This window comes from Enterobacter cloacae complex sp. ECC445 (assembly GCF_021892025.1).
GTDB classification, from domain to species: Bacteria; Pseudomonadota; Gammaproteobacteria; order Enterobacterales; family Enterobacteriaceae; genus Enterobacter; species Enterobacter chengduensis.
The window spans coordinates 60,287-80,228 of the sequence record NZ_JAKLRZ010000021.1; the positions used below are offsets into that span (position 1 = coordinate 60,287).

The window sequence follows — 19,942 nt, forward strand, 5'->3', positions numbered from 1 at the left end:
GGGAAGATAAAAAGGGTAAAAGTTGCATTTTTCGCCCCGGCGCGGCAGGTAAACGATCACAAATAAATAACAATTTCCGCAAAGTCGGTTGACAGCAGACAGCAGATGAAAATAAATGTCTATACAACCCATGACAAGTGGAATGCCCATGCAGCAGATTCATCCCGACGATGTAATATGGCAAAATGCGCGACTGGCTACGATGGCGCCCGACGTCTCCGCACCCTATGGACTGAAAGAGCAACATGCCCTGGTCGTGCGCGGCCACACCCTTCTGGCCGTGATCCCTGAATCTGACATTCCTGCCGGACACCCTCGCTGTATCGATCTCCAGGGGCGTCTGGTCACGCCTGGCCTGATTGACTGCCATACCCACCTGGTGTTTGGCGGCGACCGCGCGGCGGAGTGGGAGCAGCGTCTGAACGGCGTCTCTTATCAAGCCATCAGCGCGCAGGGCGGCGGGATTAACGCTACCGTGACGGCAACGCGCAGCAGTTCGCCGGAAACCCTGCTTACGCTGGCGCAGCAGCGTCTTCAGCGTTTGATGAATGAGGGCGTCACCACGGTTGAAATTAAATCCGGATACGGCCTCAACGCCGAGGCCGAAGAGAAAATGCTCCAGGTCGCGCGCCAGCTGAGCCTTAATAATCCGATCGATATCAGCCCAACGCTGCTGGCGGCCCATGCGGTTCCGCCGGAATACCGACAGGATCCGGATGCCTACCTCACGCTGGTCTGCGAGCAGATATTGCCCGCGCTGTGGCAAAAAGAGTTATACGAATCAGTAGATGTGTTCTGCGAAAACGTCGGCTTTACGCCGTCGCAAACCGAGCGCCTCTTTCAGGCGGCAACCGCGCTCGGTATCCCGGTGAAAGGGCACGTCGAGCAGCTGTCGAATCAGGGCGGCGCGGCGCTGGTCAGCCGGTATAGAGGACTCTCCGCCGACCATATCGAATATCTTGACGACGCGGGCGTTCAGGCGATGGCGCAAAGCGGTACGGTGGCGGTACTGCTTCCCGGCGCGTTCTATTTCCTGCAGGAGCGCCAGCGTCCGCCGGTGGAACGGCTCAGAAAACAGGAGGTCCCGATGGCCGTCGCCACCGACTACAACCCCGGCACCAGCCCGTTTGCGAGCCTGCACCTGGCGATGAATATGGCCTGCGTCCAGTTTGGCCTGACGCCGGAAGAGGCCTGGGCTGGCGTGACGCGACACGCGGCGCAGGCGCTGGGGCGTGGCGCAACCCACGGACAGCTGCGGGCCGGATTTGTCGCTGATTTTATCGTCTGGGATGCTCACCATCCGGTAGAGATGGTCTACGAGCCGGGACGCAATCCGCTGTATCAACGTATTTTCCGTGGGGAGGCAGTATGAGGTTATGGCGGCCGGTAGCCGAAACGGTCTGGCAGGGGCGCGACGACAGCGCCGAGGCCAGCAACGCAACGCGCATTTTCCAGACGATAAGGCAGCAGGGGCAGTTCACGCCGCTATCATCCGGCATCGCGCTGATGGGCTTTGAATGTGATGCAGGCGTTAAGCGCAATCAGGGCAGGCCCGGCGCCGCGCAGGCCCCTGATATCCTGCGCAAAGCGCTGGCGAATATGGCCAGCCATCAGGGTCACGAACGGCTGGCGGATATGGGGTCGGTGTACGTTGAAGGCGACGAGCTTGAGGCGGCACAGCAGGCGTTAAGCGATGCGGTGACGTTATGCCAGCAGTCCGGAATGCGCACGCTGGTCTTTGGCGGCGGGCACGAGACCGCCTGGGCGCACGGGCGGGGCATTCTGGACGCCTTCCCGCACGAGCGGGTGGCCATTATCAACCTTGATGCGCATCTCGATCTGCGCAAGGCCGAGCGGGCCACGTCCGGCACGCCGTTTCGCCAGCTGGCGCACTACTGCGATGAGCGCGGGCGGGCATTTCACTACGCCTGCTTTGGCGTTAGCCGGGCGGCGAACACGCAGGCGCTTTGGGATGAGGCAGAACGCCTGAACGTCACGCTGGTGGAGGATTTGCATTTCAGTCGCGATGCGCAGCCTGCGCTGGAAAAGGTGCTGGCGCAGGCCGACCGCGTCTACCTGACAATCGATCTGGACGTTCTGCCCGCCAGCGAAATGCCTGCCGTTTCCGCACCGGCGGCGTTAGGCATACCGGCACGGGATCTCCTCCCCCTGATTGAACAAATCTGCCGAAGCGGTAAGCTACAGGCCGCCGATCTGGTAGAGTTTAACCCGCAGTACGACCGCGACGGACAAGGCGCTAAGCTCGCCGCCCGTCTGGCCTGGCAAATTGCTCACTGGTGGGCATAACACGATTTAAGGAGTCACCATGTTTGCACGCTCACCTCTGCCGCCGTCGAGCCCTCCCGCGCCTTTCTACGAAAAGGTGAAGCAGGCGATCAGCGAAAAAATCGCCACCGGCGTCTGGCGGCCGCACGACCGCATTCCGTCGGAGGCCGAGCTGGTGGCGCAGTTTGGCTTCAGCCGGATGACCATCAACCGGGCGCTGCGCGAGCTGACCGACGAAGGGCTGCTGGTGCGCCTGCAGGGGGTGGGGACGTTCGTGGCGGAGCCGAAAGGGCAGTCGGCGCTGTTTGAAATCCGCAGTATTGCCGATGAGATACACTCGCGAAATCATCAGCACCGCTGCGAGGTGCTGGTGCTTGAAGAGACTCAGGCCAGCGCCGAGCAGGCCGCAGAGCTGAATGTTAAAGAAGGCAGCCGCATCTTCCACTCGGTGATGGTGCACTTTGAGAACGACATTCCGGTACAGATTGAAGATCGCTGCGTCAATGCAGAACGGATCCCGGACTATCTCAGCCAGGATTACACCCAGACCACGCCGCATGCCTATCTCTCGCTCGTCGCACCGCTGACGGAAGGGGAGCACATCGTGGAGGCCGTGCGCGCCACGCCGCAGGAGTGCGAAAGGTTGCGCATTAAGGAGCACGATCCGTGCCTGCTGATCCGCCGTCGTACCTGGTCCTCGTCGCACATTGTGTCCCATGCCCGGCTGCTTTTCCCGGGGAATCGCTACCGGCTGCAGGGCCACTTCATGTCATAAGTTTTATAAGCGTGATCGCTAACGCAATATAACAAAATTGTATCTTTTTTGTTAAATCCGACCTTGTGTGTGCTTGTCTATACAAGTATATCTAAATGCATCACTGTCCCGTATGAGGAGCACACAATGTCGTCAGGTAAATACCGCCAGCAGGACGTCCGCGCCGCGCGCGGCACCACGCTTACCGCCAAAAGCTGGCTCACCGAAGCCCCGCTGCGCATGTTGATGAACAACCTCGATCCTGAGGTGGCGGAAAACCCCCACGAGCTGGTGGTCTACGGCGGCATCGGCCGCGCCGCGCGCAACTGGGAATGCTATGACGCAATTGTAAAATCCCTGACCGAACTCGAACACGACGAAACCCTGCTGGTGCAGTCCGGCAAGCCGGTTGGCGTGTTCAAAACGCACAAAAACGCGCCGCGCGTACTGATCGCCAACTCTAACCTCGTGCCGCACTGGGCCACGTGGGAACACTTCAACGAACTGGACGCGAAAGGGCTGGCAATGTATGGCCAGATGACCGCCGGGAGCTGGATCTACATCGGCAGCCAGGGGATTGTGCAGGGCACCTACGAGACCTTCGTGGAGGCCGGTCGCCAGCACTACAGCGGCTCGCTCAAAGGCCGCTGGGTATTGACCGCCGGTCTCGGCGGCATGGGCGGCGCGCAGCCGCTGGCCGCCACGCTCGCCGGTGCCTGCTCGCTGAACATTGAATGCCAGCAGAGCCGCATTGATTTCCGCCTGCGTACCCGCTACGTCGATGAGCAGGCTGATAGCCTCGACGATGCGCTGGCGCGCATCAAAAAATACACCTCGGAAGGCAAAGCCGTGTCGATCGCCCTGTGCGGCAACGCGGCGGATATTCTGCCTGAACTTGTCGCCCGCGGCGTGCGTCCGGACCTGGTCACCGACCAGACCAGCGCCCATGACCCGCTGCACGGCTATCTGCCAAAAGGCTGGACGTGGGACGCCTACCAGCAGAAAGCGGAAACCGATCCGGAAGGTACGGTGCTCGCCGCGAAACGTTCGATGGCTGAACACGTCTCCGCCATGCTGGCCTTTAGCCAGATGGGCATTCCGACCTTCGATTATGGGAACAACATCCGCCAGATGGCGAAAGAGATGGGCGTGAATAACGCCTTTGACTTCCCGGGCTTCGTGCCTGCCTACATTCGCCCGCTGTTCTGCCGGGGCATTGGGCCGTTCCGCTGGGTTGCCCTGTCCGGCGATCCGGAAGATATCTACAAAACCGACGCTAAAGTAAAGGAGATCGTCGCCGATGACGAACATCTCCACCGCTGGCTGGACATGGCCCGCGAGCGCATTAACTTCCAGGGGCTGCCGGCGCGTATCTGCTGGGTAGGCCTGGAGTGGCGGCAAAAGCTGGGGCTGGCCTTCAATGAAATGGTGCGCAGCGGCGAAGTCTCCGCGCCAATCGTCATTGGCCGCGACCACCTGGACTCCGGCTCCGTTGCCAGCCCGAACCGTGAAACCGAAGCCATGCGCGACGGCTCGGATGCGGTCTCCGACTGGCCATTGCTGAACGCCCTGCTGAATACCGCCAGCGGTGCGACCTGGGTGTCGCTGCACCACGGCGGCGGCGTGGGGATGGGCTTCTCCCAGCATTCCGGGATGGTCATCGTCTGTGACGGAACGGATGAAGCCGCCGCGCGTATCGCTCGCGTGCTGCACAACGACCCGGCCACCGGCGTGATGCGTCACGCGGACGCGGGCTACGAGATTGCCATTGACTGTGCCAAAGAGCAGGGGCTTAACCTGCCGATGATCCCTGCCACACAAGGAAAGCATGAATGAACGCGTTAACACTCACTCCCGGCTCGCTGACGCTGAAACAGCTGCGTAGCGTCTGGCGTCAGCCGGTCACCCTTTCGCTGGATGAAAGCGCCCACGCCGCCATTAACGACAGCGTCGCCTGCGTTGAAGCCATCGTGGCCGAAGGGCGTACCGCCTACGGGATTAACACCGGCTTTGGCCTGCTGGCGCAGACCCGCATCGCCACGCACGATCTGGAAAACCTGCAGCGTTCGCTGGTGCTGTCGCACGCGGCGGGCGTCGGCCAGCCGCTGGACGACGAGATTGTCCGTCTGATGATGGTGCTCAAAATCAACAGCCTGGCGCGCGGTTTTTCCGGCATTCGCCTGAACGTGATCCAGGCGCTGATGGCGCTGGTCAATGCGGAGGTCTATCCGTGGATCCCGGCGAAGGGTTCCGTCGGCGCTTCCGGCGATCTCGCGCCGCTGGCGCACATGTCGCTGCTGCTTCTGGGTGAAGGCAAAGCGCGCTGGCGGGGCGAATGGCTTCCTGCGAAAGAGGCGCTGAATAAGGCGGGCCTGAACCCGATCACGCTGGCGGCGAAAGAGGGGCTGGCGCTGCTGAACGGCACCCAGGCGTCGACCGCCTTCGCGCTGCGCGGCCTGTTTGAGGCGGAAGATCTGTTTGCCTCGGCGGTGGTGTGCGGTGCGCTGACTACCGAAGCGGTGCTGGGCTCGCGTCGTCCGTTCGATGCCCGCATCCACGAGGTGCGCGGCCAGCGCGGGCAGATTGATGCCGCCGCGATGTACCGTCACGTGCTTACCGATACGAGTGAAATCGCGGATTCGCACCACAACTGCGAGAAGGTGCAGGATCCGTATTCCCTGCGCTGCCAGCCGCAGGTGATGGGCGCGTGCCTGACGCAGCTGCGCCAGGCGGCTGAGGTGCTGCTGGTGGAGGCCAACGCGGTGTCCGATAACCCGCTGGTCTTCGCCGAGGAAAACGAGGTGGTCTCCGGGGGCAACTTCCACGCCGAACCGGTGGCGATGGCGGCGGATAATATCGCCCTGGCGATTGCCGAAGTCGGCGCGTTGTCCGAGCGCCGCATCGCGCTGATGATGGATAAACACATGTCGCAGCTGCCACCGTTCCTGGTGCGCAACGGCGGGGTCAACTCGGGCTTTATGATTGCGCAGGTGACGGCCGCAGCGCTGGCAAGCGAGAACAAGGCGCTGTCGCATCCGCACAGCGTGGACAGCCTGCCAACCTCGGCGAATCAGGAAGATCACGTTTCGATGGCACCGGCTGCCGGGCGCCGCCTGTGGGAGATGGCGTCAAACACCCGCGGCGTGCTGGCGGTAGAGTGGCTGGCGGCGAGTCAGGGCATCGATCTGCGTGAAGGGCTAAAATCCAGCCCGCTGCTGGAACAGGCGCGTCAGGTGCTCCGTGAGCACGTATCGCATTACGATGATGACCGCTTCTTTGCGCCGGACATTGATAAGGCGATGCAGCTTCTGGAAGAAGGGCGGCTGGTAGGGTTGTTACCTTCGGTGCTGTGATTTTTGCCCTCACCCTAACCCTCTCCCACAGGGAGAGGGAATTGTCAGGTTTTCTCCCTCTCCCTTTGGGAGAGGGCATCAGCCCGCACGATTACGAATACATCGCCGTAATCGACGCGCTACCCAGCGTATGGAAATGCACGTTAAACCCGACCATCGCGCCGCTTGCGCCTTCATCGACCTCAATCTGCTCCACGTCCAGCGCGTGCACCGTGAAGATATAGCGGTGGGTTTCCCCTTTTGGCGGCGCCGCGCCGCCGTAGCCCGCTTTACCAAAGTCAGTGCGCGTCTGAATAGCGCCTTCAGGAAGGGCAACCAGACCTGAACCGGAACCCTGCGGCAGCACGCGCGTGTCGGCGGGCAGGTTCGCCACGATCCAGTGCCACCAGCCGGAGCCGGTTGGCGCATCCGGGTCGTAGCAGGTCACGACAAAGCTTTTGGTGCCTGCCGGAACCTCGTCCCACGCCAGGTGTGGAGAGATATTGTCTCCCTGATACCCCATGCCGTTGAATACGTGGCGTTCCGGCAGCTTTTCACCGTCGCGCAGATCTTTACTGATGATTTTCATACGGTTTACCCTCGTTGATCGCTCGTTCAGCAAGTGTAATGCATCGGGTTAAATCACGAAATGCGCGGGAATGTTAACGGCTGTTACAACCGCGTCGGTTAATTTACGCAGCTGCTCCGGCGCAATGCTGTAAGGGGGCATCAGGTAGATAAGCTTGCCGAAAGGCCGCACCCAGACGCCGTGGTCCACGAAGAAGCGCTGCAGCGCCGCCATGTTTACCGGATGGGTGGTTTCAATCACCCCGATGGCCCCCAGCACGCGCACGTCCGCCACAAAATGGGTGCCCGAGGCGGCGCTCAGCTCGTCTTTCAGCTGCGCCTCAATCGCCGCCACCTGCGTCTGCCACTCGCCGCTTTCCAGAATGGCAAGGCTTTCGCTGGCGACGGCGCAGGCGAGAGGATTACCCATAAACGTCGGGCCGTGCATAAAGCAGCCCGCCTCGCCGTCGCTGATGGTGTCGGCAACGTGGCGGGTGGTGAGGGTGGCCGAGAGCGTCATGGTGCCGCCGGTCAGCGCTTTGCCCAGACACAGAATATCCGGCGCAATGCCCGCATGTTCGCAGGCAAACAGCTTCCCGGTGCGGCCAAATCCGGTGGCGATCTCGTCGGCAATCAGCAGAATGCCCTCGCGGTAGCACATCTTGCGGATGCGCCGCAGCCATTCCGGGTGGTACATCCGCATGCCGCCCGCGCCCTGCACGATCGGTTCAAGAATGACGGCAGCAATCTCGTGACGATGCGCCGCCATCAGCCGCGCGAAGCCTACCATGTCCATCTCGTTCCACTCGCCGTCGAAGCGGCTCAGCGGGGCCGGAGCAAACAGGTTTTCCGGCAGGTAGCCCTTCCACAGGCTGTGCATGGAGTTGTCCGGATCGCACACCGACATCGCCCCGAAGGTATCCCCGTGATAGCCGTTGCGGAAGGTGAGGAACCGCTGGCGCGCTTCGCCCTTCGCATGCCAGTACTGCAGCGCCATCTTCATCGCCACTTCCACCGCCACGGAGCCGGAGTCGGCCAGGAATACGCACTCCAGCGAGTCAGGCGTCATTGCCACCAGACGGCGGCATAGATCCACCGCGGGCTGATGGGTGATCCCGCCAAACATCACGTGCGACATCTGGTCAATCTGGGCCTTCATCACCGCGTTCAGGCGCGGGTGGTTGTACCCGTGAATGGCCGCCCACCAGGAGGACATCCCGTCAACCAGCCGCTCGCCGCTGGCGAGGTGCAGCTCGCAGCCGTGGGCGGAGGCCACCGGGTAGACGGGAAGAGGGCGGGTCGTGGAGGTGTAAGGGTGCCAGATATGCTGCTTGTCGAAGGCGAGATCGTCCTGGGTCATAATCGACTTGTAAACCATTTTGAAAAGTTTTAGGTTTACGAGTATAAACCGAACCGAAAATTAACAAAACCCTTTGGAGAAGCCCGATGGCTCACCACGCACGCTGGACGATGTCGCAAGTTACTGAATTATTCAACAAACCTTTCCTTGAGCTGATGTTCGAAGCCCAACAGGTGCATCGTCAGCACTTCGATCCCCGCCATGTTCAGGTCAGCACGCTGCTGTCAATCAAGACCGGCGCCTGCCCGGAAGACTGCAAATACTGCCCGCAGAGCGCGCGCTACAAAACCGGTCTCGAATCCGAGCGCCTGATGGAAGTCGAGCAGGTGCTCGACTCCGCGCGCAAGGCGAAAAACGCGGGCTCAACCCGCTTCTGCATGGGCGCGGCGTGGAAGAACCCGCACGATCGCGACATGCCGTATCTGGAGCAGATGGTCAAGGGCGTCAAGGAGATGGGCCTCGAAGCCTGTATGACGCTCGGCACGCTGAACGACGAGCAGGCGCAGCGCCTCTCCGCGGCGGGTCTGGACTACTACAACCACAACCTCGACACCTCGCCGGAGTTTTACGGCAACATCATCACCACGCGTACCTACCAGGAGCGTCTGGACACGCTGGATAAAGTGCGTGACGCGGGGATCAAGGTCTGCTCCGGCGGCATCGTGGGCTTAGGCGAAACGGTGAAAGACCGCGCGGGTCTGCTGCTGCAGCTGGCGAACCTGCCGACCCCGCCGGAAAGCGTGCCGATCAACATGCTGGTGAAGGTCAAAGGCACGCCGCTGGCGGATAACGACGACGTGGATGCGTTTGATTTTATCCGCACCATCGCGGTGGCGCGCATCATGATGCCGACCTCTTTCGTGCGCCTCTCTGCCGGTCGTGAGCAGATGAACGAGCAAACCCAGGCGATGTGCTTTATGGCCGGGGCCAACTCGATCTTCTACGGCTGCAAGCTGCTGACCACGCCGAACCCGGAAGAGGACAAAGACGTGCAGCTGTTCCGCAAGCTGGGGCTGAACCCGCATCAGACCGAGGTGCTGACGGGCGATAACGAGCAACAGCAGCAGCTGGAGCAGCAGATTTTTAACGCCGACACCGACCAGTTCTACAACGCGGCAGCCGTATGACCTGGCAGGCACGAATTAATACCGCGCTGGATGGACGCAGGGCGGCAGAGGCGTTTCGCGTCCGCAGGGTGGTGGAAAACGGCGCGGGCCGTTTTCTTACCCGCGAGGGGCGGCAGTTTTGCAATTTTTCCAGCAACGATTACCTCGGGCTGAGCCAGCATCCGGCCATCGTCCGCGCCTGGCAGCAGGGCGCGGAGCGGTTTGGCGTGGGCAGCGGCGGCTCGGGACACGTCAGCGGCTACACCACGGCGCATCAGGCGCTGGAAGAGGCGCTTGCCGACTGGCTCGGCTACCCGCGCGCGCTGCTCTTTATCTCCGGCTTTGCCGCCAACCAGGCGGTCATCACGGCCCTGATGGGGAAGGACGATCGCATTGTCGCCGACAGACTCAGCCACGCTTCGCTGCTGGAGGCGGCAAATTTGAGCCCCGCCCAGCTGCGCCGCTTTGCCCATAACGATGCGGGACAGCTGGCTGCGCTGCTGGATAAACCCTGCGACGGCCAACAGCTGGCGGTCACGGAAGGGGTGTTCAGCATGGACGGCGACAGCGCGCCGCTTGCCGCGCTGCACGAGGCCGCTAAGCGGCAAAACGCCTGGCTGCTGGTGGACGATGCCCACGGCATTGGCGTCATGGGCGACGAAGGCCGCGGCAGCGCGCATCAGCAAAACGTCAAGCCGGAGCTGCTGATCGTCACCTTCGGCAAGGGCTTTGGCGCCAGCGGCGCCGCCGTGCTGTGCAGCGAGTCCGTCGCCGACTACCTCCTGCAGTTTGCCCGACACCTGATCTACAGCACCAGCATGCCCCCGGCGCAGGCGGTGGCGCTCTCTGCGTCCCTGGCGGTGATCCGCAGCGCGGAAGGGGATGAACGTCGCCAGCGTCTGGCTGAGCATATCGCCCGCTTCCGCAAGGGATTAGCGGAATTACCCTTCCGCAGCCCCGATTCCCAAAGCGCCATCCAGCCGGTGATTGTCGGCGAAAACGGCCGCGCGCTGGCCCTGGCACAGGCGCTGCGCCAGCGCGGCATGTGGGTGACCGCCATCCGCCCGCCCACCGTCCCACCGGGCACGGCGCGGCTGCGCTTAACCCTGACGGCGGCGCATGAAGCGCGCGATATCCAGACTCTGTTGGAGGCGCTCCATGATGCCGGTGAATAAGCAGGCCGTCGCGGCGGCCTTTGGTCGGGCCGCCCGGAGCTATTCGCAGCACGACGACCTGCAGCGCCAGAGCGCGGAGGGGCTTCTGGCCGCGCTTGGCGAGAACCGCTTTGCGCAGGTGCTCGACGCCGGCTGTGGTCCAGGCAGCAATAGCCGCTACTGGCGCGGGACGGGAAGCCGGGTGACGGCTATCGATCTCTCGGACCGGATGCTTGACGTGGCGCGTCAGGGGCAGGCAGCAGATCGCTATTTGCAGGCCGATATCGAGGCGATCCCGCTGGGGGATGCGCAGTTCGATCTGGTCTGGAGTCATCTGGCGGTGCAGTGGTGCAGCAGCCTGCCGCAGGCCTTACGCGAGCTGTATCGCGTGGCGCGGCCGGGCGGGAAGGTGGCCTTTACCACCCTGCTGGAAAGTTCGCTGCCGGAGCTGAATCAGGCGTGGAAAGCGGTGGACGAACAGCCGCACGCTAACCGCTTTTTATCGCACGAGCAGGTGACGCAGGCGCTGGCAGGCTGGCGCTACCGCAGCACGGTGCAGACCATCACCCTCAATTTTGGCGATGCGCTTAGCGCCATGCGCTCGTTGAAGGGCATCGGCGCCACGCACCTGCACGCCGGGCGGGAGAAAAAGCCGCTGACCCGGGGACAGCTACAGCGGCTGGAGCTGGCCTGGCCGCAGCAGCGGGGGCATTTCCCGCTCTCTTATCAACTTTTTCATGGGATTATCGAACGTGACTGAACGTTATTTTGTCACCGGCACGGATACGGAAGTGGGCAAAACGGTTGCCAGCTCGGCGCTGCTGCAGGCGGCGCGACGGCTCGGGAAAAATACCGCCGGATACAAGCCTGTCGCTTCCGGCAGCGAGATGACGGCGGAGGGGCTACGCAATACCGACGCCCTGGCGCTCCAGCGCAACAGTACCCTTGAGCTTGCCTACTCCGCGGTGAACCCGTACACCTTTGCCGAGCCGACCTCGCCGCACATTATCAGCGCCGACGAAGAACGTCCGATTGATTTCGCCGTGCTGTCTGCCGGATTACGAACGCTGGAAAGCCGGGCCGACTGGGTGCTGGTGGAGGGGGCAGGCGGCTGGTTTACGCCCCTTTCGGACACGCAGACGTTTGCTGACTGGGTGCAGGCCGAGCGGCTTCCGGTCATTCTGGTGGTCGGCGTTAAGTTGGGCTGTATTAACCACGCCATGCTGACCGCGCAGGCCGTACGGCAGGCCGGGCTGCGTCTGGCGGGCTGGATAGCCAACGACGTGGTTGCGCCGGGTAAACGACACCAGGAATATCTGGCGACGCTCGGGCGCGTCCTGCCCGCACCGTGCCTCGGGGAGATCCCCTGGCTGGCTGACGGCGTGGAAAAGGCCGACACCGGGCGTTATCTCGATCTCAGCGCCTTGCTTCCCGCGACATCCAGTGAGCGATAAGCTCGTCATCCAGCTCGTTAACGTGGCCCTGCGCCACGTTACGCCCGCGATAGAGCAGGCAGAAACGGTCCGCCACCCGGCGGATAAACGACAGCTGCTGCTCCGCTAACAGCACCGTCATACCCAACTCCCGGTTTAAGCGCACCAGCAGCTGCCCCAGCTTCTGGGCGAAGCTGTATCCTGCGCCGTGCAGGGGCTCATCGAGGATCAGCAGGTGCGGACGGTTGACCAGCGCATTGGCCAGCGCCAGCTGATACTGGTCGTCCGGAGAGAGCGCGTTAGCGCGGGTCTGTCGCAGCGCGTAGAGCGTCGGAAACAGGTCGTAAACGTCACTTTTCGCTTCCGGGTTGGGTTTCCCCATCGCCCGCATGGCGATATGCAGATTCTCCTCAATCGTCAGCTGGGAGAAGATCCGCCTGTCCTGCGGGACATAGCCTATCCCCGGCCCTGAACGCGGTTCTGGCGGCAGGTTGAGCAAATCGCGCGGCGGGGCCCCCGCCTCGTGCCAGATGATGCTGCCGCTTTCGACGGGCACTCTCCCGGCGATGCAGTTCATGAGGGTGGTTTTCCCCATCCCCGGCAGGCCAACGACGCCCGTACACATCCCTTGCGGAAAGTCCACATTCACGTTCCATAGCGTATGTTGGCTTCCGTAAAACTGATTCACAGCACGCAGACTCAACATCTTTCTCTCCTTAAAAATGTGTGTAGGTGAGGCTCGGGTTTGAGTCTGCAAAACCCCTGCCAGAAACCGAAATGTGCTTAAAAAAACGGCTTTTTTAGGAATAGGTCACCGGAGAAGGGCTTAAAAAAGCCGGGAGTGCACATTGACGGTGCTGGCGATGTCGGGTTGTGGTGCAGCGGCAGAATTGATGGAAATGTGAGCAAGATCGCATCGGTTGGTTATGAATGAGGCAACTGTTAATCAGCAAAAAAGAGCTATAAAAATTTTTTCCTGCCGTCTCGTGGGAAAACCCGGGAATTTGCCGAGCGCCACTCCGCACGGGCTGGAAGCAGTTATCCACTATTCCTGTGGATAACCATGTGCATTAGAGTTAGAAAACACGCGATAAGCGAGAGAAGACGCGGCTTTCAACCAAATTGACGCGAAACGCGGCTTTTGAAAATATCGTTTAATATTTAATTACTTAGATAAAAGCAATTCCCGTCATGAAAGCGTCACCCGTTGCCACAAAACTATCATTACCTGGCTTGACAAATGTTAAAAAAGAAAAAGTTCTGGGGATAACCTGACCTGACTGGTGTTTTATGTTGTCACAGTCCAAATTTTGGCCGCTATCGCGCTAATCATTCAGGCGCTACGCTAAATATCCTGACATGCTACTGGTTTTTCATCCAGTGTTTTTTACTGGCATTCCTGGCAACAACGAGTAAAATTACTCACCTGCCGCTTATAACGTCATCAGGTTGTCGCCCATGAGTAAACCGTTCAAGTTGAATTCTGCTTTCCGTCCTTCTGGCGATCAGCCTGAGGCGATCCGTCGTCTCGAAGAGGGGCTGGAAGACGGGCTGGCGCACCAGACGCTGCTGGGGGTAACCGGCTCGGGTAAAACGTTCACCATCGCCAACGTAATTGCGGATCTCCAGCGCCCAACGATGGTGCTGGCGCCGAATAAAACCCTGGCCGCGCAGCTCTACGGTGAGATGAAAGAGTTCTTCCCGGAAAACGCCGTGGAGTACTTCGTCTCTTACTACGATTACTACCAGCCTGAAGCGTACGTACCGAGCTCTGACACCTTTATCGAGAAAGATGCCTCGGTGAACGAACACATCGAGCAGATGCGACTGTCGGCCACCAAGGCGCTTCTGGAGCGTCGTGATGTGGTTGTGGTCGCGTCGGTTTCGGCGATCTACGGTCTGGGCGATCCGGATCTCTATCTCAAGATGATGCTGCACCTGACGCAGGGGATGATCATCGACCAGCGTGCGATTTTGCGTCGACTGGCCGAGCTGCAGTACACCCGTAACGATCAGGCCTTCCAGCGCGGCACCTTCCGCGTGCGCGGTGAGGTGATCGACATCTTCCCGGCGGAATCGGACGATATGGCGCTGCGCGTCGAGCTGTTTGACGAAGAGGTCGAGCGCCTGTCGCTCTTCGACCCGCTAACCGGACACGTTGAGTCGGTGATCCAGCGCTTCACCATCTACCCGAAAACGCACTACGTGACGCCGCGCGAGCGTATCGTGCAGGCAATGGAAGAGATCAAAGTGGAGCTGGCCGAGCGCCGTAAGGTGCTGCTGGCGAACAATAAGCTGCTGGAAGAGCAGCGCCTCAGCCAGCGCACGCAGTTCGACCTTGAGATGATGAACGAGCTGGGCTACTGCTCCGGCATCGAAAACTACTCGCGCTTCCTCTCCGGGCGCGGGCCGGGCGAGCCGCCGCCGACGCTGTTTGATTACCTTCCGGCAGACGGTTTGCTGGTGATCGACGAATCCCACGTCACGATCCCGCAGATCGGCGGGATGTACCGCGGCGACCGGGCGCGTAAAGAGACGCTGGTGGAGTACGGATTCCGCCTGCCGTCAGCGCTGGATAACCGTCCGATGAAGTTTGAAGAGTTTGAGGCGTTAGCGCCGCAAACCATCTACGTCTCGGCCACCCCGGGCAACTACGAGCTGGAGAAATCGGGCGATGAGGTGGTTGACCAGGTGGTGCGTCCGACCGGGCTGCTGGACCCGATTATCGAGGTGCGTCCGGTCGCCACGCAGGTGGACGATCTGCTCTCTGAGATCCGCGCCCGTTCCGCCATCAACGAGCGCGTGCTGGTGACCACGCTCACTAAGCGTATGGCGGAAGACCTGACCGAATATCTCGAAGAGCACGGCGAGAAGGTGCGTTATCTGCACTCCGATATCGATACCGTGGAGCGCATGGAGATTATCCGCGACCTGCGTCTGGGCGAGTTTGACGTGCTGGTGGGGATCAACCTGCTGCGAGAAGGCCTGGATATGCCGGAAGTCTCGCTGGTGGCGATTCTGGATGCGGATAAAGAGGGCTTCCTGCGTTCTGAACGCTCCCTTATCCAGACCATTGGCCGCGCGGCGCGTAACGTCAACGGCAAAGCGATTCTGTACGGCGACAAAATCACCCCGTCGATGGCGAAAGCGATCGGCGAAACGGAGCGCCGCCGCGAGAAACAGCAGCGCTACAACGAAGAGCACGGCATTACCCCGCAGGGGCTGAACAAGAAGGTGGTGGATATTCTGGCGCTCGGTCAGAACATTGCCAAAACCAAAACGAAAGGCCGCGGCAAGGCGCGTTCAGTGGTGGAAGAAGATACCGTCGTACTGACGCCGAAGGCGCTGCAGCAGAAAATTCACGAGCTGGAAGGGCAGATGATGCAGCACGCGCAGAACCTGGAGTTCGAAGAGGCGGCGCAGATCCGCGACCAGCTTCATCAGCTGCGGGATTTGTTTATTGCGGCATCGTAGCTTCTTGCCCGGTGGCGCTGCGCTTACCGGGCTTACGGGCTGGGTGTTTTCCCTCTCCCTGTGGGGTGAGAAATCCCCAGTAATTTTATACCTGAAGCGATGCATGTGATTTCAGGAAAATGAATGGCTTACAGCGATGCCCTGGTCCGGCTGTAAATCGCTGAGGCGTTTCCTGTAGGCCGGGGCGAGGCGCATGGATGCGCCGAGAGGGCGGGCTTTACAGGGACGTTACCTCCGCCCGTCCCCGACAAGCCGGAAGGAATGAGCTGAGGGCACCGCGAAGCGGCGATTTACCGCCGTGAGCCCGGGTCGCCAGGGTGGTGGCGATTGAGCCACCCTGGCACGTTCACCGGTCATGTCCTTACAGAGTAGCAAGGAACATAAAGTGAACGGAATGACCACTTCAGCCGTATGTTCACCCTCACCCCAGCCCTCTCCCTCAAGGGAGAGGGGGTTGTCCGTGCAGGTATTATTTTGTGGGGATTCCTAGCCCAGCGCCTGAATCGCTTTCTCCAGCGCCTCGCGCAGCAGGTGACGGTCGTGGCGATACTTAATGTCTGAGGCCTCCAGCGGCTCCTGCACCACCAGACGATCGCCAATCCCTGACACATCTACTTTCGGGCCCACGACTACACCGTCAATGATTTTCTTGCCGACGTACTGCTCCATCAGACTCAGTTTGTCTGCCAGCGACAGGCTCGCCGCCGCCGGGCTCAGCTCACGGCCTAAATTGCCGATATAAACCATCGGGGCAGGGGTGCGGCGCAGCGCCTGCGCCAGCTCTTTCACCAGCAGAATGGGCATCAGGCTGGTATAGAAACTGCCCGGACCGATCAGGATAAGATCCGCTTCCCCAATGGCCTCCACCGCTTCCCGCGTGGCGGGCACGGCCGGATAGGTCATGAGCTCCGTTGGCGGCACGAGGAGCTGGTCAATATTCACTTCGCCGTACACTTCATGCCCTTCAGCGTCGATTGCCATCAGGTCAACCGGTTGTTCAGACATGGGGATCAGGAATGCGTCCACTTTGAGCAAATTACGGATAAGGTTGATCGCTTCCAGGGGCCTTACGCTCAGGTGATCCAGCGCCTTTAACATGAGATTTCCAAGGTTATGCCCGGAAAGTTCGCCATTACCGCCAAAACGGTACTCAAACATCGCCGATGCGACGCTTGGTTCGGTAATTAACTGGTTAAGACAGTTGCGCATATCTCCCCACGCAATACCGCCTTCGGCACGACGAATGCGCCCGGTTGAGCCGCCGTTATCGGTGGTGGTCACTATCCCCGTCAGCCTTGAGCCGAGTGAAGACAACGAGGACATCACCCGGCCTAAGCCGTGCCCTCCGCCAAGAGCGACCACTCGGTCAAGATCCGCAAAAGTGCGATTGCGCATACGTATTCCTTATCACGTTCGATCGCGTAACAGTAACCTAACTACCCCTAAAAGACGATGCCTCACCCGATGCAAAATGACGTATATCAATGTGAAAATACGATTTTTAGGTATTCTGTAGCGAAAATGCAGGATTGAATCGCTATATAGATGATTATATAGCGCAAAGTGATAATGGCGCAGTCAGAATTTCCGCGCTACTATCGCTCTAACCACGTTTTCAACATTGAAAACATACACTCTAGCCCTTGTGCCTGTGTCGAAAGATATGGCGCTCTGGCCGTGGCAAATGTGCCACCAGGGTACAGAAAGAAATGACTGTGCCTCCCGTATCTGGAAAGGTGTACATGGCTTCACAACTTACTGATGCTTTCGCGCGTAAGTTTTATTACTTGCGTCTGTCGATTACCGATGTGTGCAACTTCCGTTGCACCTACTGCCTGCCCGACGGCTACAAGCCGGGCAGCGTCACCAATAACGGCTTTCTCTCCGTCGATGAAGTGCGCCGCGTTACGCGCGCCTTCTCTGAGCTCGGCACCGAAAAAGTGCGTCTGACCGGCGGTGAACCCTCTCTGCGCCGCGATTTCCCCGACATCATTGCCGCCGTGCGTGAAAACGAGCGTATCCGCCAGATTGCCGTCACTACCAACGGTTACCGCATGGCGCGTGACGTGGCGAACTGGCGCGATGCGGGGCTGACGGCGATTAACGTCAGCGTTGATAGCCTCGACGCCCGTCAGTTCCACGCCATTACCGGCCAGGATAAATTTCAGCAGGTCATGGACGGCATCGACGCCGCGTTCACGGCGGGCTTCGAAAAAGTCAAAGTCAACACGGTGCTGATGCGTGATGTGAACCATCATCAGCTCGATACATTCCTGGCGTGGATCAAATCCCGTCCCATTCAGCTGCGCTTTATCGAGCTGATGGAAACCGGCGAGGGCAGCGAACTCTTCCGTCGGCATCACATCTCCGGCATGGTGCTGCGCGACGCGCTGCTCAGGCGCGGCTGGATCCACCAGATCCGCCAGCGCAGCGACGGCCCGGCACAGGTCTTCTGCCATCCTGATTACGAAGGCGAGATCGGGCTTATCATGCCCTATGAGAAAGACTTCTGCGCCAGCTGCAACCGCCTGCGCGTCTCCTCCGTGGGTAAACTCCACCTTTGCCTGTTCGGCGACGGCGGCGTAGACCTTCGCGATCTGCTTGAAAACGATGCGCAGCAGGCCGCGCTTGAAGCACGCATTTCTGAAGCGCTGACGCACAAAAAACAGACCCACTTCCTGCATCAGGGCAATACCGGCATTACTCAGAACCTGTCCTACATCGGCGGGTAATCAGTCTTAAGAAGGAATCAGAAGATGAGTCAGGTCAGCGCAGAATTTATCCCGACACGCATTGCTATCCTTACCGTTTCCGACCGCCGTGGCGAAGAGGATGATACGTCCGGCCACTGGCTGCGCGAGGCGGCCCATGACGCGGGGCATCACATCGTCGATAAAGCCATCGTAAAGGAGAACCGCTACGCCATTCGCGCGCAGGTCTCTCAGTGGATCGCCAGCGATGACGTGCAGGTGGTATTGATCACCGGCGGCACCGGTTTTACCGCAGGCGATCAGGCGCCTGAAGCGCTGATCCCGCTGTTTGACCGCGAGGTGGAAGGCTTCGGCGAAGTGTTCCGCATGCTCTCCTTTGAGGAGATCGGCACCTCCACGCTGCAGTCGCGCGCCGTTGCCGGCGTGGCTAACAAAACCCTGATTTTCGCCATGCCGGGCTCGACAAAAGCCTGCCGCACCGCGTGGGAAAACATCATCGCCCCGCAGCTCGATGCCCGTACCCGTCCGTGTAATTTTCATCCTCATTTAAAGAAATAAGCTATGTCACAACTGACCCACATTAACGCCGCTGGCGAAGCGCATATGGTGGACGTCTCTGCCAAAGCCGAGACGGTGCGCGAGGCGCGCGCGGAAGCGTTCGTTACCATGCTGCCGGAAACGCTGGCGATGATTATCGACGGCAGTCACCACAAGGGCGACGTCTTTGCCACCGCGCGCATCGCGGGCATTCAGGCCGCCAAGCGCACCTGGGATCTCATCCCGCTGTGCCATCCGCTGATGCTGAGCAAGGTGGAAGTAAACCTGCAGGCGCAGCCGGAGCACAACCGCGTGCGGATTGAGTCACTCTGCCGCTTAACCGGCAAAACCGGCGTTGAGATGGAGGCGCTGACGGCGGCCTCCGTTGCCGCGCTGACCATCTACGACATGTGCAAAGCGGTACAGAAAGATATGGTGATTGGCCCGGTGCGCCTGCTGGCAAAAAGCGGCGGCAAATCCGGTGATTTTAAGGTGGACAGCCATGATTAAGGTGCTCTTTTTTGCCCAGGTGCGCGAGCTGGTGAATACCGACAGCCTGACGCTGGAGGGCTCTTTTGAAAACGTTGCCGCCCTGCGCGCGCATCTGGCGGCGCAAAGCGACCGCTGGGCGCTGGCGCTGGACGAAGGCAAGCTGCTGGCCGCCGTTAACCAGACGCTGGTGGAATTCAGCCATCCGCTGGCCGCAGGGGATGAAGTGGCCTTCTTCCCGCCGGTCACGGGGGGCTGAGATGGCTGAAACCCGAATTCTGGTGAGTCCCGCGCGTTTTAACGTGGGGACAGAATACAGCTGGCTGGCGGAACGCGATGAAGACGGCGCGGTCGTTACCTTCACCGGCAAGGTGCGCAACCACAACCTCGGCGACAGCGTGAAGGCGCTGACGCTGGAGCATTATCCGGGAATGACCGAGAAATCGCTGGCGGAGATTGTGGAGGAAGCGCGAGGCCGCTGGCCGCTCGGGCGCGTTACGGTGATCCACCGCATCGGCGAAATGTGGCCAGGCGAAGAGATTGTCTTTGTCGGCGTGACCAGCGCGCACCGCGGCAGCGCGTTCGCGGCGGGGGAGTTCATTATGGATTACCTCAAAACCAAAGCCCCGTTCTGGAAGCGCGAAGCGACGCCGGAAGGCGATCGCTGGGTCGAATCCCGCGACAGCGATAAACAAGCCGCCAGCCGTTGGTAGTCGGTTGACGTGGATGTGTTAATCTT

19 protein-coding genes and 1 riboswitch are annotated in these 19,942 nt (G+C 60.5%); of the genes, 15 read left to right on the forward strand and 4 right to left on the reverse strand.

Annotated elements, in window-relative coordinates:
• Positions 1 to 148: 148 nt before the first annotated feature.
• From hutI to hutH, 5 genes are all read left to right on the forward strand, one after another.
• On the forward strand, positions 149 to 1,372 hold the full coding sequence (gene hutI / locus L6R44_RS16355; RefSeq protein ID WP_237424785.1) for an imidazolonepropionase: 1,224 nt from the start codon (positions 149 to 151) through the stop codon (positions 1,370 to 1,372).
• On the forward strand, positions 1,369 to 2,307 hold the full coding sequence (hutG, locus tag L6R44_RS16360; RefSeq protein ID WP_237424786.1) for a formimidoylglutamase: 939 nt from the start codon (positions 1,369 to 1,371) through the stop codon (positions 2,305 to 2,307). The genes hutI and hutG overlap by 4 nt, the downstream gene beginning before the upstream one ends.
• A gap of 19 nt (positions 2,308 to 2,326) precedes the next feature.
• Positions 2,327 to 3,061: a histidine utilization repressor gene (locus L6R44_RS16365; RefSeq protein WP_237424787.1), complete on the forward strand. Its 735-nt coding sequence runs from the start codon at positions 2,327 to 2,329 to the stop codon at positions 3,059 to 3,061.
• Between the two features lie 126 nt (positions 3,062 to 3,187).
• Positions 3,188 to 4,876, forward strand: a complete 1,689-nt coding sequence (gene hutU, locus L6R44_RS16370) for a urocanate hydratase (RefSeq protein ID WP_237424788.1) — start codon at positions 3,188 to 3,190, stop codon at positions 4,874 to 4,876.
• On the forward strand, positions 4,873 to 6,393 hold the full coding sequence (hutH, locus tag L6R44_RS16375) for a histidine ammonia-lyase (protein ID WP_237424789.1): 1,521 nt from the start codon (positions 4,873 to 4,875) through the stop codon (positions 6,391 to 6,393). The genes hutU and hutH overlap by 4 nt, the downstream gene beginning before the upstream one ends.
• A gap of 91 nt (positions 6,394 to 6,484) precedes the next feature.
• Here hutH and L6R44_RS16380 read toward each other — a convergent pair whose 3' ends face one another.
• Together L6R44_RS16380 and bioA are read right to left on the reverse strand one after the other, a co-directional pair.
• Positions 6,485 to 6,961, reverse strand: a complete 477-nt coding sequence (locus tag L6R44_RS16380; protein ID WP_032638977.1) for a kinase inhibitor — start codon at positions 6,959 to 6,961, stop codon at positions 6,485 to 6,487.
• Positions 6,962 to 7,009: 48 nt separating this feature from the next.
• Complete coding sequence (gene bioA / locus L6R44_RS16385; RefSeq protein ID WP_442876508.1) at positions 7,010 to 8,299, reverse strand: adenosylmethionine--8-amino-7-oxononanoate transaminase; 1,290 nt, start codon at positions 8,297 to 8,299, stop codon at positions 7,010 to 7,012.
• 86 nt (positions 8,300 to 8,385) lie between these two features.
• On the opposite strand from bioA, the gene bioB reads away from it, so the two are divergent.
• From bioB to bioD, 4 genes are read left to right on the forward strand one after another with little or no spacing between them, the layout of a single operon-like run.
• The gene (bioB, locus tag L6R44_RS16390; RefSeq protein ID WP_032641628.1) at positions 8,386 to 9,426 is read left to right on the forward strand and encodes a biotin synthase BioB; all 1,041 of its coding nucleotides are present in this window, start codon (positions 8,386 to 8,388) and stop codon (positions 9,424 to 9,426) included.
• Positions 9,423 to 10,580: an 8-amino-7-oxononanoate synthase gene (gene bioF, locus L6R44_RS16395; RefSeq protein WP_237424791.1), complete on the forward strand. Its 1,158-nt coding sequence runs from the start codon at positions 9,423 to 9,425 to the stop codon at positions 10,578 to 10,580. The genes bioB and bioF overlap by 4 nt, the downstream gene beginning before the upstream one ends.
• Positions 10,564 to 11,319 carry a malonyl-ACP O-methyltransferase BioC gene (gene bioC / locus L6R44_RS16400; protein ID WP_237424792.1) on the forward strand — a complete coding sequence of 252 codons (756 nt, stop codon included), beginning with the start codon at positions 10,564 to 10,566 and terminating at the stop codon, positions 11,317 to 11,319. The genes bioF and bioC overlap by 17 nt, the downstream gene beginning before the upstream one ends.
• Positions 11,312 to 12,013, forward strand: coding sequence for a dethiobiotin synthase (bioD, locus tag L6R44_RS16405; protein WP_237424793.1), 702 nt, complete (start codon positions 11,312 to 11,314; stop codon positions 12,011 to 12,013). The genes bioC and bioD overlap by 8 nt, the downstream gene beginning before the upstream one ends.
• Here the strand turns inward: bioD and L6R44_RS16410 are convergent.
• Positions 11,976 to 12,698 (reverse strand): ABC transporter ATP-binding protein, encoded by a 723-nt coding sequence (locus L6R44_RS16410; protein WP_032638989.1) that lies wholly within the window; start codon positions 12,696 to 12,698, stop codon positions 11,976 to 11,978. The genes bioD and L6R44_RS16410 overlap by 38 nt on opposite strands.
• 752 nt (positions 12,699 to 13,450) lie before the next feature.
• Between L6R44_RS16410 and uvrB the strand changes: the two genes are divergently transcribed.
• Positions 13,451 to 15,466 carry an excinuclease ABC subunit UvrB gene (gene uvrB / locus L6R44_RS16415; protein WP_237424794.1) on the forward strand — a complete coding sequence of 672 codons (2,016 nt, stop codon included), beginning with the start codon at positions 13,451 to 13,453 and terminating at the stop codon, positions 15,464 to 15,466.
• Positions 15,467 to 15,952: 486 nt separating this feature from the next.
• On the opposite strand, the gene yvcK is transcribed toward uvrB, so the two are convergent.
• On the reverse strand, positions 15,953 to 16,861 hold the full coding sequence (gene yvcK / locus L6R44_RS16420; RefSeq protein ID WP_032638993.1) for a uridine diphosphate-N-acetylglucosamine-binding protein YvcK: 909 nt from the start codon (positions 16,859 to 16,861) through the stop codon (positions 15,953 to 15,955).
• A 225-nt stretch (positions 16,862 to 17,086) separates the two neighbouring features.
• A riboswitch (molybdenum cofactor riboswitch) is annotated at positions 17,087 to 17,221 on the forward strand.
• On the opposite strand from yvcK, the gene moaA reads away from it, so the two are divergent.
• From moaA to moaE, 5 genes are all read left to right on the forward strand, one after another.
• On the forward strand, positions 17,209 to 18,198 hold the full coding sequence (gene moaA / locus L6R44_RS16425; RefSeq protein WP_237424795.1) for a GTP 3',8-cyclase MoaA: 990 nt from the start codon (positions 17,209 to 17,211) through the stop codon (positions 18,196 to 18,198). Its footprint overlaps the riboswitch before it by 13 nt.
• A gap of 24 nt (positions 18,199 to 18,222) precedes the next feature.
• A complete protein-coding gene (gene moaB / locus L6R44_RS16430; protein WP_032638997.1) occupies positions 18,223 to 18,735 on the forward strand; it encodes a molybdenum cofactor biosynthesis protein B in 513 nt (170 codons plus the stop codon).
• A 3-nt stretch (positions 18,736 to 18,738) separates the two neighbouring features.
• Entirely contained in the window at positions 18,739 to 19,224 is a 486-nt protein-coding gene (moaC, locus tag L6R44_RS16435; protein ID WP_008501142.1) for a cyclic pyranopterin monophosphate synthase MoaC, read from the forward strand.
• Positions 19,217 to 19,462 carry a molybdopterin synthase sulfur carrier subunit gene (gene moaD / locus L6R44_RS16440; protein WP_237424796.1) on the forward strand — a complete coding sequence of 82 codons (246 nt, stop codon included), beginning with the start codon at positions 19,217 to 19,219 and terminating at the stop codon, positions 19,460 to 19,462. The genes moaC and moaD overlap by 8 nt, the downstream gene beginning before the upstream one ends.
• Before the next feature lies 1 nt (position 19,463).
• Entirely contained in the window at positions 19,464 to 19,916 is a 453-nt protein-coding gene (gene moaE / locus L6R44_RS16445) for a molybdopterin synthase catalytic subunit MoaE (RefSeq protein WP_237424797.1), read from the forward strand.
• Positions 19,917 to 19,942 lie beyond the last annotated feature (26 nt).

Coding starts and splice junctions, on each gene's coding strand:
- uvrB (WP_237424794.1), top strand. CDS start 13,451: ATGAGTAAACCGTTCAAGTTGAATTCTGCTTTCCGTCCTTCTGGCGAT.
- hutH (WP_237424789.1), top strand. CDS start 4,873: ATGAACGCGTTAACACTCACTCCCGGCTCGCTGACGCTGAAACAGCTG.
- hutG (WP_237424786.1), top strand. CDS start 1,369: ATGAGGTTATGGCGGCCGGTAGCCGAAACGGTCTGGCAGGGGCGCGAC.
- bioB (WP_032641628.1), top strand. CDS start 8,386: ATGGCTCACCACGCACGCTGGACGATGTCGCAAGTTACTGAATTATTC.
- moaD (WP_237424796.1), top strand. CDS start 19,217: ATGATTAAGGTGCTCTTTTTTGCCCAGGTGCGCGAGCTGGTGAATACC.
- moaC (WP_008501142.1), top strand. CDS start 18,739: ATGTCACAACTGACCCACATTAACGCCGCTGGCGAAGCGCATATGGTG.
- L6R44_RS16380 (WP_032638977.1), bottom strand. CDS start 6,961: ATGAAAATCATCAGTAAAGATCTGCGCGACGGTGAAAAGCTGCCGGAA.
- hutI (WP_237424785.1), top strand. CDS start 149: ATGCAGCAGATTCATCCCGACGATGTAATATGGCAAAATGCGCGACTG.
- yvcK (WP_032638993.1), bottom strand. CDS start 16,861: ATGCGCAATCGCACTTTTGCGGATCTTGACCGAGTGGTCGCTCTTGGC.
- moaB (WP_032638997.1), top strand. CDS start 18,223: ATGAGTCAGGTCAGCGCAGAATTTATCCCGACACGCATTGCTATCCTT.
- moaA (WP_237424795.1), top strand. CDS start 17,209: ATGGCTTCACAACTTACTGATGCTTTCGCGCGTAAGTTTTATTACTTG.
- bioC (WP_237424792.1), top strand. CDS start 10,564: ATGATGCCGGTGAATAAGCAGGCCGTCGCGGCGGCCTTTGGTCGGGCC.
- bioA (WP_442876508.1), bottom strand. CDS start 8,299: ATGACCCAGGACGATCTCGCCTTCGACAAGCAGCATATCTGGCACCCT.
- L6R44_RS16365 (WP_237424787.1), top strand. CDS start 2,327: ATGTTTGCACGCTCACCTCTGCCGCCGTCGAGCCCTCCCGCGCCTTTC.
- L6R44_RS16410 (WP_032638989.1), bottom strand. CDS start 12,698: ATGTTGAGTCTGCGTGCTGTGAATCAGTTTTACGGAAGCCAACATACG.
- hutU (WP_237424788.1), top strand. CDS start 3,188: ATGTCGTCAGGTAAATACCGCCAGCAGGACGTCCGCGCCGCGCGCGGC.
- moaE (WP_237424797.1), top strand. CDS start 19,464: ATGGCTGAAACCCGAATTCTGGTGAGTCCCGCGCGTTTTAACGTGGGG.
- bioF (WP_237424791.1), top strand. CDS start 9,423: ATGACCTGGCAGGCACGAATTAATACCGCGCTGGATGGACGCAGGGCG.